Origin of the sequence: Allobosea sp. (genome assembly GCF_017308075.1) — a bacterium.
Lineage (GTDB): Bacteria > Pseudomonadota > Alphaproteobacteria > Rhizobiales > Beijerinckiaceae > Allobosea.
On sequence record NZ_JAFKFX010000034.1, the window covers coordinates 157,013 to 170,010 of the forward strand.

10 protein-coding genes are annotated in these 12,998 nt (G+C 68.0%); 5 read left to right on the forward strand and 5 right to left on the reverse strand.

Translation table 11 applies throughout. The annotated features are described in order from the left end of the window. Nucleotides 1-12: 12 nt before the first annotated feature. Both J0J10_RS17275 and J0J10_RS17280 read right to left on the reverse strand, forming a co-directional pair. Nucleotides 13-1,128, reverse strand: coding sequence for a hypothetical protein (locus tag J0J10_RS17275; protein WP_291647729.1), 1,116 nt, complete (start codon nucleotides 1,126-1,128; stop codon nucleotides 13-15). Then, nucleotides 1,125-1,850, reverse strand: a complete 726-nt coding sequence (locus J0J10_RS17280) for a N5-glutamine methyltransferase family protein (RefSeq protein WP_291647731.1) — start codon at nucleotides 1,848-1,850, stop codon at nucleotides 1,125-1,127. Before J0J10_RS17280 ends, J0J10_RS17275 begins: the two co-directional genes overlap by 4 nt. Before the next feature lie 213 nt (nucleotides 1,851-2,063). Between J0J10_RS17280 and J0J10_RS17285 the strand changes: the two genes are divergently transcribed. The 5 genes from J0J10_RS17285 (at nucleotide 2,064) to J0J10_RS17305 (ending at nucleotide 8,480) form a co-directional block, all read left to right on the forward strand. Next, a complete protein-coding gene (locus tag J0J10_RS17285; protein ID WP_291647733.1) occupies nucleotides 2,064-3,356 on the forward strand; it encodes a lipopolysaccharide biosynthesis protein in 1,293 nt (430 codons plus the stop codon). Next, complete coding sequence (locus tag J0J10_RS17290) at nucleotides 3,346-4,488, forward strand: GNAT family N-acetyltransferase (protein ID WP_465247214.1); 1,143 nt, start codon at nucleotides 3,346-3,348, stop codon at nucleotides 4,486-4,488. The genes J0J10_RS17285 and J0J10_RS17290 overlap by 11 nt, the downstream gene beginning before the upstream one ends. Nucleotides 4,489-4,524: 36 nt before the next feature. Then, nucleotides 4,525-5,523: a glycosyltransferase family 2 protein gene (locus J0J10_RS17295; protein ID WP_291647735.1), complete on the forward strand. Its 999-nt coding sequence runs from the start codon at nucleotides 4,525-4,527 to the stop codon at nucleotides 5,521-5,523. Between the two features lie 5 nt (nucleotides 5,524-5,528). Then, nucleotides 5,529-7,706 carry a glycoside hydrolase gene (locus tag J0J10_RS17300; RefSeq protein ID WP_465247217.1) on the forward strand — a complete coding sequence of 726 codons (2,178 nt, stop codon included), beginning with the start codon at nucleotides 5,529-5,531 and terminating at the stop codon, nucleotides 7,704-7,706. 96 nt (nucleotides 7,707-7,802) lie between these two features. Next, nucleotides 7,803-8,480, forward strand: coding sequence for a helix-turn-helix domain-containing protein (locus J0J10_RS17305; protein ID WP_291647738.1), 678 nt, complete (start codon nucleotides 7,803-7,805; stop codon nucleotides 8,478-8,480). Nucleotides 8,481-8,523: 43 nt separating this feature from the next. On the opposite strand, the gene J0J10_RS17310 is transcribed toward J0J10_RS17305, so the two are convergent. The 3 genes from J0J10_RS17310 to J0J10_RS17320 all read right to left on the reverse strand — a co-directional run bounded on the left by J0J10_RS17310 (nucleotide 8,524) and on the right by J0J10_RS17320 (nucleotide 12,553). Beyond that, nucleotides 8,524-10,026, reverse strand: coding sequence for an aldehyde dehydrogenase (locus J0J10_RS17310; RefSeq protein ID WP_291647740.1), 1,503 nt, complete (start codon nucleotides 10,024-10,026; stop codon nucleotides 8,524-8,526). 77 nt (nucleotides 10,027-10,103) lie between these two features. Beyond that, nucleotides 10,104-11,309 (reverse strand): ABC transporter substrate-binding protein, encoded by a 1,206-nt coding sequence (locus J0J10_RS17315; RefSeq protein ID WP_291647742.1) that lies wholly within the window; start codon nucleotides 11,307-11,309, stop codon nucleotides 10,104-10,106. A 272-nt stretch (nucleotides 11,310-11,581) separates the two neighbouring features. Next, a complete protein-coding gene (locus J0J10_RS17320) occupies nucleotides 11,582-12,553 on the reverse strand; it encodes a D-cysteine desulfhydrase family protein (RefSeq protein ID WP_291647743.1) in 972 nt (323 codons plus the stop codon). Nucleotides 12,554-12,998 lie beyond the last annotated feature (445 nt).

Consider the following 12,998-nt stretch of genomic DNA (forward strand, 5'->3'; position numbering starts at 1 on the left):
CGGCTGCGCGCCCTATTCGAAGCGCCCGCCGACCAGCCGGCTCCAGCTCTCGCCCGCCAGCCCGTTGAAGAAACCACGGCCGGCCAGGAAGGCGTCGACCAGCGCCGGCTCGCGCGCATGCACCACGGTCGAGGCGAGATGGGTGAAGGCGATGCGGCGCCCGAGCATCGCCTCGAGCAAAGCGGGCTGCGTCCGGCCGCGCAAGCCGGCCGCCCCGCGCCGCGCCGCATGCCCGATCAGGCAGTCGATCACGAGACCGGCCTGGCCCGGCGCGGTCAGGATCTGCAGGACGCGCGCGATCCCGCCAGGGCGCAGATGGTAGAAAAAGGCACCGATCGGCACGCCGCCGGGCGTGAGGACCGAGGCGAACACCGCTTCGCCCTGTTCCGGCTTCCTGGCCGCCTCGGCGACGATGTGGGCGAGCTGCTCGGCGCTCCAATCGGGACGAAGCGCGAATTGCCGCGTCAGCGGCTCGACCAGGGCAGCAAAGCCGGGCTGGTCGATCTCGGCAACCTTGAGGCCGCCCTTCACGGTCCAGTCCTCCGGCACGCCGGACCAGCGCAGCTCATTCTCCTGCATCTTCCGGCGCAAGCGGCGATCGACCAGCCCGGCGAGCGGGGAGAGCAGGCGCGCCGCACCGACCCGCTCGGATGCCAGTGCGAGCATGAAGGCCGAGGGCCGGATGGTCCGGACCCAGTCGAGGCTGTATTGCGGCAGCGCCACGCCACGCAGCCTTGCCCACATCTGCGCCGAGACCTCGCTCGCCGTCTCGCTGAAGGAAAGGTCCTGCGGCCCGGCCAGGAAGGTCTTCAGCAGCCTGGCGCCGGCCATCGGATCGCTGCCCCGCCGCTCGACCATCAGCGAGCCGCAGATCGCGGCCTTCAGCTTGCGACCCTCATGGCTCATCGGCAGCGCGTTCACGCCGATGAAGCCGGAAATCTCACCCTCGCCGGAAACATGGACCAGCGGCGCGATCTCAGGATCGCAACCCGGCGCTTCGAGATAGTGCCGTCTCAGATAGGTGACGAGCGCCGCTGGTGGCGGCGCATCACTGTCCCGGAACACCCGCTGGAACAGCCCCGCGACCGCCGGAATATCGGCGGTCTCCAGGGAACGAACCAGGCTCATGCCGGCCGCCCCGCCGTCTCGCCGGATGCCGGCGCGGCGGCCAGCTTGCGGACCAGTGCGACCCGCGGCGTGCCGGCCTCGTTCGTCGCGAAACGCACGGGCTCATAGGCCCTGGCCCGGGCGATCAGCGCCGCGGCCTGACGATCCTGGCCCTCGCCGAACTCGAACAGCAGCCAGCCTCCCGGCTTCAGGACGTCGACGGCGTCGCGGATCACGCGCTGATGGATCGAGATGCCATAGGGCCCGCCATCGAAGGCCTCGCGCGGCTCGGCCGCGAGCAGATGCGCGCTCTCGCCCTCCAGGCGCGAGGTCGAGATATAGGGTGGATTGCAGACGATCATGTCGACCTTGCCGACCAGCCCCTCACCAGCCAAGGCATCGAACAGATCGCCCTGGTGGATGGACACCCGATCCTGCACGCCGAGGCGCTCGGCATTGCGGCGGGCGAGCGCCACCGTGCCGTCGGTCAGATCCGCCCCCCAGATGCGGGCGGTCGGGATTTCCATTGCGATCGCCAAAGCGAGATTGCCGGAGCCGCAGCACATGTCGACCACCGACGGCCCGGGGAGGCCCTCGCGCAGGCGCTCGACGGCGCAGGCCCCGAGCAGCTCGGTCTCCTGCCGGGGCACGAGGACGTCGGGAGCGAGTTCCAGCTCGATACTCATGAAGCGCTGCATGCGAGGCCCGCTCTGGCCCGCAAGGTCGACTGCTCTGCCCGTCATCGGGGCTCCTTCCCGCACTGGTCGGATGATCACGCCGGCAGGCTAGCGGCATTCCGGTAAACACCTGCTGAAACACGCCTGCCGGTGTTAACTGCGCCCTTATTTTTGCCTGCTACTGATGCCCCGTCGATGCTAGTTCCAGCGGGGCGGCCCCGTTCGGTCGATTTTCGAAGGCGGGAGAGGATGGCTCCGGGCAACGCAAAAGGATCGGGCATGCGCGGAGCCCTGCTCCCGATGCTGTTGTCCTATGCCGCCTCGGGCGGCAGCCTGATCATCAGCTCGGCCGCGCAGCTCCTGACCTTCGCGATCCTGGCCCGCTTTCTCGGCGTCCACGAATTCAGCCTGTTCGTCGCGATCACCGCGATCTCGAACATCGCGGTGCATATGTGCGGGCTCGGCGCGATGGAATGCCTCGTCCGCCGCGTCGCGCGCGATCGGGCGATCTATCCCGACATGCTCGGCCACAATCTGATCCTCACCGCGGCGAGCGGCGTCGCCCTGGTCGTGATCGGCGCCGCCCTGCTGCCCTTCTTCTTCACTCTCTCCCCCGACCCGGCAACCAATGCCGCCGTCATCACGCTGATGCTGGTGACGAACATCGTCCTGGTGCGCGTGATCGTTCTGGCGGAACAGATCTTCATCGCCCATTCCGATTTCGCCTCGGCCAATATGGTCGTTGTCGGCTTCGCCCTGGCCCGGACCGCCGCCGCCGTCCTCGCCTGCCTCGTTTTCGGCGTCGCCAGCGTTGCCTCCTGGGCACTCTGGCAATTCGCCTGCCATGTTCTCGTCGCCCTCGCCTGCTGGCGCGCGCTCGCCAGGCTCGGCCGGCCGCGCTATCGGATCGTGCGCGAGGAGTTGCCGCTCGGCCTCTATTTCAGCGTTCCCTTCATCCTGCGCGCCGTGCGCCAGAATGCCGATCTGCTCGTGCTCAGCCTCGTCGCGAGCCCGGAGATCGTCGCGAGCTACAGCGTCGCCCGCCGCATGCTGGAGAGCAGCTATCTTTCCGTCGAGGCGCTCAATCGGCTCGTCTACCCCGGCTCGGCGCGGGCGACGGCGGAAGGCTTGCAGCACGCCATGCCGCGGGTTCGCAAGGTCCTGGTCGCCGCCACGCTGATCAGCACCGCCGCAGCGGCGGCCGTGTTCGTGCTGGCGCCGATCCTGCCTCTCCTGTTCGGCCGGGATTATGTCTCGCTCGTCTCCTTCGTCCGGGCCCTCTGCTGGGCGGTCATCCCGCTGGCGATCTGGGCCGTGGCGGCCGAGGCGCTGGGAGCCTCGGGCCATCAGTCAACCCGCGCCGCCGTGATGGGCATCGGCAGCGTGCTCGGCGCCGCACTCGCCGCGCTCGCGACCTGGTATGCGCCGCCTGCGGGAACCTTCGTCTCCTTCTATGTCATCGAAATCGCCATGGTGATCGCAGCCTGGAGCGCCTTGCAGCGAGTCGTGCGCCAGGATCGGGAACGGGCCCTGGCCCGAGAGCCCCGAACCGGGATGGCCCATGGGAGCTGAGCCCAATTGCGCACCCATCGCAGCGAGCCCCGGCGGCGCAGCCGTCCGTGCAGCGGGCGTGCGACCGATGGTGCGCGGCGACATTTCGACTATCGCCCGGTTGTTCAGCAAGGCGTTCCGGAACAGCGACAAGGTCGCGCCCGAGCTTGCCCCCTATCTGGAAACGATCTTCTTCGGCAGTCCGCATTATCGGCCGGAGAATGGCAGCATGGTGCATGAGGGCGAGAATGGCGTGGCCAGCGCGATCCTCGCCGTACCGATGGAATTCAGCGCACATGGTCGCCCGATCATGGCGCGGCTCCTGTGTGCCTTCATGGCCGACGGGGCCGAAGGCGCAGCAGGGGCCGCCCGCCTGGCGCGCCAGATGCGCGCCGCGCGGCAGGACATGTGCTTCTCGGACAATTCTTCGCCGGTCAGCGCCGACCACTGGATTGCCGGCGGAGGCAGCGTGCTCCCGATCCAGAGCCTGGAATGGCGCCGCGCCTTCAGGCCGGCGACGGCAGCGGCCCTCGCCTGCAGCCGCGCGGCCCCAGCCTTGAGCTCGCGGGCCGTCGTCACCCCGCTCGGCTGGCTCGACCGGACGTTGCGTCGGCGCAGACGCTCGATCACCCCGGCGGCCATACCGGACTGCCGGACGATCCCCGCCACACCTGACGAGTTCCTGGCCTGCGCCAAGCCGATGATGCAGCGCTTTCAGGTCCGCCCTGTCTGGAGCAAGGCCGAGTTCGACTGGCTGGTCGGCGTCGCTTCGCTGAACGGCCGGCTCGGCACGCTGAACTTCAGGATCGTGCTCGACGGCAGGGAGCAGCCGATCGGCGCCTTTCTCTATTTCGGCCGAAAAGGCCGGGAGGCCACGGTTCTGAACCTGCTCTGCACCGCCGGTCGCGAATTCGAGGTCGTCGGCCAGATGTTCTCCAGCCTGGATGCCGAAGGCTACGCCGCGGCCAGCGGGATTTCGCAGCCCTTCATGATGAACGCGATTTCCCGGCAGCGCTGGCTCAGCTTCAAGCATCGCGGCTATTTCTGCCTGGTGACGCGTCATGCCGAGATCACGGACGCCGCGCTGCGCAACGACATATATATCGGCGGGCTGGCCTCGGAGAGCTGGAGCCGGCTGCTCACCGACTTCTGACGCCACCCGCCGATGGCTGCGATATTGGAGGCCCGCTTGGCCGTTTCCATCATCATCAAGACGCTGAACGAGGAAAAGCGCATCGCCGCGACCATCGAGAGCGCACTTTCCGCGCTCGGCGAGATCCCGGGCGAAGTCGTCATCGCCGATAGCGGCTCCTCGGACCGTACCGTCGAGATCGCCCAGCGCTACCCGGTGGTGATCGCCCAGATCATGCCACCGGCGCGCCCAAGTTGCGGGATCGGGCCCCAGCTCGGCTTCCAGCATTCGCGCGGCGATTATCTCTGCCTGCTGGACGGCGACATGCTGCTCGACCCCGGTTTCCTCGGTGACGCAATCCGCTTCCTGGAGAGGAACCCCAAGGTCGCAGGGGTCACCGGCCATGTCGAGGAGATGCAGACCGCCAATCTCGAATATGCCCGCCGGGTGCAGCGGCACGCGCCGGAAAACCGAATCGGGCCGCTCGACCGGATGAATGGCGGCGGCCTCTACCGGCGCAGCGCGATCGAGCAAGCCGGCTATCTCTCGGACCGCAACCTGCACGGCTATGAGGAATTCGACCTCGGCATCCGCCTGCGCGATGCCGGCTGGCAACTCCACCGGCTGGACCGGCGCTTCGTCCAGCATTTCGGGCATTCGCTGAATTCCTACAAGCTGCTGATGCGGCGCTGGAAGAACAAGTATCTCCACGGAATCGGCGAATTGCTGCGCGCCTCGCTCGGGAGGCCGTATTTCTTCCAGCTCCTGCGTGAACTGCCGGAGCTTCGGCTTTGGGGGGCGGTCTATCTCTGGTGGGCGCTCTCGATCGGGCTCCTGCTGTTCCTGCCGCAGAAGGGGCTCGCTCTCGGGCTGGTCCTCGCCCTGCTCGCCGGCATCGTGGCGCTGATGAGCTGGCGCAAGGGCGGGCTGGGCATGGGGCTCTACACCGTCGTCGCCTGGTTCTTCCACGCGGCAGCGCTGCCCGCCGGCTTCCTGCGCCAGCGCCTGGAACCAGATGCCCCGATCGAAAGCCGCGTCATCGGGAGCGATCGATGACACGGCTGCTGCGGCTTGCACTGGCGCTCTCGGCTGCGCTCGGCTGGACGGGGGCGCGCGTGCAGGCCGAAGAATGGCTGCCCGTCCGCGAGGTTTCGCTGGAACTAAGGCCCGGCAGCCCGCTGGATTTCTCCGCCATCCTGCCGAACGCGAAGATCGAGCCGAACCGGCGCCTGATCGCCAACGCCGATGGCCGGCTCGCCTATGCGAATGCACCGGGGGAGCCGGCGCGCCTGTCCTGCGCCTCGCTGGCCTGGAGCCCGGCTTCCGGCGGCTTCCCCGACCGCGCCAATGCCGACCGCTATGCCAGGCAACTGGCCTTGCACGGCTACAATCTGGCACGCCTGCATTTCGTCGACGGCAGCCTGATGTTCGGCCGGAAGACCGATTTCGACTTCGACCCGGAGACGCTCGACCGCATCCACTATTTCCTGGCCGCGCTGAAGCGGAACGGCATCTACTGGATGATCGACGGGCTCTCGTCCTGGCGCGGGGCCTATGGCGGCCATGACGATCGCTGGGACCCCGGCGGCACGCTCAAGCTCGCCTTGCATCTCGACGACGGCGCCTTTGCGCACTGGAAGCAGTTCACCGAAAAATTCTTCACCCGCGTCAATCCCTATACCGGGGTCGCGCCGATCCATGACGATGCCTTGGCGCTGGTGATCCTGGTCAACGAGAACAATCTCGAATTCGAGAGCGTCGTCCACGATCGGCGTGGCAAGGCGCCCTATGACCCGATGTTCGCGGCACCGTTCAACGCCTGGCTGGCGCGGCACTACCCCTCCAGCGCGGCGCTCGCCAAGGCCTGGGGCGGCCTCGGCTGGACCGAGAAGCTGGAGAACGGCTCGATCCGGCTGCCGGCGGACCGCTATGCCGACAGCCCGCGCCTGCGCGATCTCCAGGCCTTCTTCACCGAGATCGAGACCGCCTCGGCGGCGAAGATGAGCGAGACGCTGCGCGGCTTCGGCTACAAGGGGCTGATCAGCACCTACAATAACTGGCCGACCGTGCAGGCCGCGCTCAGCCGGCGCGGGCTCGATGTCGTGACGATGAACACCTATCACGACTGGGCGAGCGGCTATGCGCCGGGCAGCAAGCTCCTCCAGCAGAGCTCGCTCGGCGACGCCGCCAACTCCATGCGCATGGCCGCGGCGGCGCGCTGGCTCGGCAGGCCCTTCGTGATCAGCGAATACGACCATCTGTTCTGGAACCGCTATCGCTATGAGGGCGGCCTGGTCTTCCCGGCCTATGCTGCGCTGCAGGGCTGGGATGCGCTCTGCCGGCACGCGCACGGCCCGATCGCACTGTCCTATGGCGAACCCTACCCGCACAAGCGGGCCATGCTGCCCTATGCGATCGCGCTCGACCCGGTCGCGCGCGCCGGGGAAACGCTCGCCGCCCTGCTGTTCAGGCGCGGCGACGTCGCGGCCTCGCGGCTCACCATTCCGTTCGCGGTACGCGGCGAGGCCGATCTTGGCCCGGACATGCAGGCCCGTGAGCCCGAACATCTGACGGAACTCGCCTTGCTCGGCAGGATCGGACTTAAGGCCGCCGACCGGATCGGCGACCGGATCGCCGTCCTCCAGCCGCGCGGCGCCAACCGGCCCGAGGCGATCGTCGAGAAGCTGCGGGCGAGCCGCCTTCTCCCGGCCGAGAATGCGACGAAGCTCGCCGGCGGCCTCTTCCAGAGCGATACGGGCGAGCTTCTTTTGAACCGCCGCGACCGGCAATTGCGCCTGACGACGCCGGCGACGGAGGCCGTCGCCTTCGCCTCGGCGAGCCTGCCGGTCAAGCTCAGGACCCTCGGCATCGACGGCTCGGAGGGAGACGGCCTGATCGCGATCTCCTCGCTCGACAAGCCGGCATCGCTGACCAAGGGCAGCCGCTTCCTGCTGATCTTCGCCACCGACGCCCGCAACACCGACATGGTCTTCCGCGACAGGGAGCAGAAGGTGATCGAGGATTTCGGCAGGCTGCCTGTCCGAATCCGCAAAGGGCATGTCGACATCAGGCTCGACCGGAGCGCCCGGCAATGGCAGCTCTCGCCGATCGGCCTCGATGGCAGCGTGAAGCCGCCGGCCATCAGCGGCAGCGGTCCCGTCGCCTTCCGGCTCAGCAACGACCTGCCGAGCGGCCCGACCACCTATTTCCTGCTCGAGCTCAAGGGAAGCGGCCCCTGAAGGTGGCCGGCCGGAGCGCACCACCGTTTATCACCGGTGCAAGGCATGCGATAAACCGGCCGGCAGCGAAGAGAGAACCGACGACGAGCATGATCGATGCGGCTGAACAGGCCTGAGTCCCCCCGGTTCGACCGGCCGGGCGCGGCGTCCGACAGCGCCTCCGATCGACCGGACGAAGGGCAGCCGGCGGATGGTCGCCGCGCCGACGACAAGCCGGGCCCCGTTCTCGAACTCGGCCCCCGCGTGCGGCGGCTGCGCAAGGCGGCGGCGCTGACACTGGACGGTCTCGCCGAACGCTCCGGCGTCAGCCGGGCCATGCTGTCCAAGGTCGAACGCGGCGAGAAGAACCCGACCCTCGCCGTGGTCACCCGGATCGCGCGCGGGCTCGGCACCTCGCTCTCCGGGCTGATGGGCGCGGACAGCGATGCCGCTCCGGTGGCGACGCGGCGCGTCGATCAGCGGCTGAGCTTTCGCGACAGCGAGACCGGCTTCGAGCGGCATGTGCTCTCCCCGGCCCATCCCGAAAGCGGGGTCGAGCTCTTGCTCCACGTGATCCCGCCCGGCATGTCCTCGGGCTGGCTGCCGACTTATGAGGGCAGCGTCGAGAAGCACCTGATCATCCAGGAAGGCCGGCTCTCGGTGGAGATCGGCGCGACGATGCACCGGCTCGCCGCCGGCGACAGCTTCTATTTCCAGATCCGCGAGCCCTATCGCTTCGTCAACGAGACGGACGAACGCTGCAGCTATTACTGCGTGATCGTCCGCCGCCCTTGACCGGCGCCCTGCCAGCTCGCGCCGCGGCGGGCGGACTTGCCGGCTATTGCAGGGTGAACGGGTTCGAGATCGCCGGCCTGGCGTTGATGAAGACGCTCTTCGGCTCGAGATATTCCATGATCGCAGCCTGGCCGTTCTCGCGCCCGATCCCGGACTCCTTGAAGCCGCCGAACGGCGCGAGATAGCTGACCACGCGATAGGCGTTGACCCAGACCGTGCCCGCCTTGAGCTTCTTCGGCAGGGTCATGGCGCGGCCGAGATCGGTGGTCCAGACCCCAGCCGCGAGCCCGAAGGGCGTGTCGTTCGCCAGGGCGATCGCTTCCTCCTCGGTCTCGAAGCTGAGCACGCTGAGCAGCGGCCCGAAGACCTCCTCGCGCGCGATCCGCATCGTGTTGGTGACGCCGGCGAAGATGGTCGGCTCGACGAACCAGCCCTGCGTGCAGCCGGGACGCGTGCTACGCTCTCCGCCGAGGACGCAGCGCGCGCCGTCGCGGCGGGCGATCTCGATATAGTCGAGCACCTTGGCGAGCTGCTGCTCTGTCGCGACCGGGCCGATATCGGTTTCGGGGTCGTTGGGATCGCCGAGGCGCGCCTGGCGCATCCTTTCGACCAGCCTGTCCAAGAAGCGATCATGGATCGAGGCCTGCAGCAGGAGCCGCGAGCCGGCCATGCAGGTCTGGCCACCGGCGGCGAAGATGCCGGAGATAACGCCCTTCACCGCCGCGTCGATATCGGCGTCGGCGAAGACGATGTTGGGCGACTTGCCGCCGAGCTCGAGCGAGACCCGCTTGAACTGGCGGGCGGCGGCCTCGTAGATCCTGCGCCCGCCGGCATTGCCGCCAGTGAAGGCGATACGCGCCACCAGCGGATGCTCGACGAGCGGCTCGCCGGCCTCCTGCCCCAGCCCCGTGACGACATTCACGACGCCGGGCGGGAAGCCGGCTTGCGTGAACAGCTTCGCCAGCTCCAGCATCGAGACCGAGGCGAATTCCGAGGGCTTGACCACGACGGTGTTGCCGGCCGCCAGCGCCGGGGCGAGCTTCCAGACCGTGAGCAGCAGCGGCGAATTCCAGGGCGTGATCGCACCGACGACGCCGAGCGGCTCATAGGCGACGTAGTGGAACATGTTGGCCTTGTCGATCGGCGTGACATGGCCCTCGATCTTGTCGGCGAGCCCGCCGTAATACTGGAACCAGCGCGGCAGATATTTCATCTGGCCGAGCATCTCGACGCGCAGCTTGCCATTGTCACGAACCTCGAGATCGGCGAGGCGCTCGGCATTGGCGGCGATCAGATCGGCGAGGCGGAACATCAGCACGCCGCGATCGCTGGCGCTCATCCGCGACCAGGGCCCGCTGCTGAAGGCTTCATGCGCGGCCCTGACGGCGAGATCGACATCGGCGGCGCTGGCGCGCGGGATCAGGGCCCAGGGCTTGCCGGTATAGGGGTTCTTGGTCTCCAGCCAGCCGCCGTCGACGGCCTCGCGGTCCTTGCCGTCGACATGCATGAAAAAGCGCTCGAGCGCCGGTGCCGTCTTGCTGGTCATCGTGCTGGCTGTCCGTTTCGTCGCGAGGCCGGCAGGCCCCGGAACGCCGGCAAACGCCGGCACCGGGGGAGCGGGGATCAGGGCTTGTGGAGATGCTGGCAGCCGCTCTGTTCGGCCGGGGTGAACAGGCCCTCGCTCGGCAGCGTCGCCAGTACCTTGTAGAGATCGGCCGGGCTCTTCGATTCCGCCGGGGATTTCACCTCGAACAGATGCATGTCCATGACGACGCGGCCATTGTCCTGGATGCGCGCCTTCTGGATCATGTCGCCGGTGATCGGCAGCTCGCGCATCTTCCTGGCGATGCCCTTGGCGTCGTCGCTGCCGAGCGCCTTGACCGCCTTGAGGTAATGCGTGGTCGCAATGTAGGCGAGCGCGTGGCCCATGGTCGGGACCTTGTTGTCGAAGCGCGCCATGTAACGCTTGGCCCAGGCGCGCGTCGCCTCGTTGATGTCCCAGTAGAACGGGGCGGAGAGCTTCAGCCCCTGCGCCGCCGGCAATCCGAGCGCGACGACGTTGTTCTCGTAGACCAGCATCGTCGCCGGCTTCGCCTTGACGCCGAATTCGCGCATCTGCTTCAGCGAATTCACGAGGTCCGGGCCGGCATTGGCGAGGCCGACGACGTTCGCGCCGGAGGACTGGGCGGTCAGCAGCGGCGAGGACAGATCGGCCGTCCCGAGCGGGTGGCGGGCCTCGCCCACCACCTGGCCACCAGCGGCCTTCACCGCCTTGCCGGCATCGGCCGCGAGATTGTGGCCGAAGACATAGTCGGCGGTGAGGAAGAACCATTTGTTGCCGCCCTCGTCGACGACGCCCTTGGCGACCGCATTGGCGAGTTCCGCCGTCGAGGGCGCCCATTGCGTGCCATAGGGCGAGCACTGGTTGCCGGTGAAGTTCGGGGCGTAGCCGCCGCTGACCAGGGTGGTGATCTGCCGCTCGCGCGCGACCGCCTGCACGGCGAGGCCGACCGAGCTCGAGCCGCCGGGCAGAATGACGCTGACACCGCGCTCGTCGATGAACTGGCGCGCCTGCGCCGAGCCGATATCGGGCTTGCTCTGGTGATCGGCGACCACGACCTCGATCGGCCGGCCCAGCACCGAGCCGCCGAAATCCTCCACGGCCATGCGAACCGACAGCGCGGTGCCGGGGCCGCCATTGTCCGAGAAGGTGCCGGACATGTCGTCGATGACGCCGATGCGGAACGGCTTGTCATTGGCGCTCGCCGGCAAGGTGCAGGCGATCATCGCCGCAGCCAGAAGCGAAGAGCGCAGCGCAGGCATGGTCATGGTGAAATCCTCCCCTGGACCGTTTCGGTCGCCGATCGGCCGGCCTTGTAGCCTTGGCTTCCGGCCCGGGCTGGCGGGCCGGAAGCAGGGGAATGCTAGCACTCGCCCATAGAAATTCTACTATAGAAGAAAAATATGGCGGCCATAGCCGTGGGCTTCAGCCAGGACCTCCGCGAGGCCGACCGCCCCAGCAACCTGCCGGGATGCGTCATGTGCCGGACGTCCGGCGTCGGCAGTCGGGATTTGGCGCGCCATGGCGACGAGGCCTCCGCCTATCCCTGGAAAACCTCCGGATAGGCGAAGAGGCCGGGGGCGCCGCCGGTGTGCCAGAAGACGATGGTCTCCGTCGGAGCGATGGCGCCGCTCCGGACGAGCGCGACCAGGCCGGCCATCGCCTTTCCGGTATAGACGGGGTCGAGCAGAATCCCCTCGGTGCGGGCAACCAGCTCGACAGCCTCGATCATGGCGGCGGTCGGCTGGCCATAGCCCGAGCCGATCTGGGAATCGTCGACCTCGAGCCCCGTCACCGCACCTCTCTCGCGGCCTTCGAGAGCGAAGATCTCCTGGACCAGCCCAGCGACGATGGCTCCCGCCTCCTCGGCAGAGCGCGAGACGCTGACACCATGCACGCGGCAGGGCAACCCGGCCTCCGCGACGCCGGCAAGGATGCCGGCATGAGTGCCGCCGCTCCCGGTCGGCACGACGATATGGTCGAGGGAACAGCCTTTCTCGCGGGCCTGCGCCGCAAGCTCCAGAAGCGCCTCGCGATAGGCGAAGCTGCCGAGACCGTTAGAGCCTCCGACCGGGATGAGATAGGGTTTGCGCCCCTGCGCGGCCAATGCCGCCATCGTCGCCGCGGCCGCCGCCGTGCTGTCCTCGCCCGCAGCGAGAAAACGGATCTGCGCGCCGAAGATCCGGTCGAGCAGCTGGTTTCCGTTCGTGCGATAAGCCTCGCCACGATTGGCCACCGAGTCGGTCAGCAAGAGGACGCAGCCGAGACCGTGCCGCGCCGCGGCCGCAGCGGTCTGACGGGCGTGGTTCGATTGCAGCGCGCCGATGGTCACCAGCACATCGGCGCCCTGCTGCAGCGCTTCAGCGACGAGGAATTCCAGCTTGCGGGCCTTGTTGCCGCCGCCGGCGAAACCCGTGCAGTCGTCGCGTTTGATGAAGAGCGAAGGCGCAGCACCGCCCCGCCCGAGCGCCTGCGACAGGCGCGGCATCTCCTCGAAAGGGGTGGGGAGCATGGCGAGGCCGGTCCTGGCCGGACCGGAAGATGTGGCGGGGTTAGTCATTCTACCGATCCTTGCCTGAAAAGCGGGCCTCGATGCCCAGTCTCACCATAGTGCTCCCGCGGAAAAAGACAGCGTCCCACTGCCTGCCGCCGGTTTCGCGGACATCGGACCAGGCTTCATGAAGCCCGAGGGGCGTATGGAGCACAGAGGATTTGGCGGCGAGTTCGAGATAGAGGCGCTTCAGCTGGTCAGGAAACGCGGATTACGGCGCTCGCCATCTCCCCGAAAGACGTTCCAAGCGCGACGCAATGGCCCGCCCCCGTTAGGTGGCCCGGTTCTAATCTAGTGCATGGTGGGCTTGGCGGCCACGGTTGAGATGGCCGGCGAAGCGGGTTGGGTTTGCGCAGCCGGCCAGACCACAGCGACCGGTGCTGGCGGCTTGTAGCCGAGCGAGGAG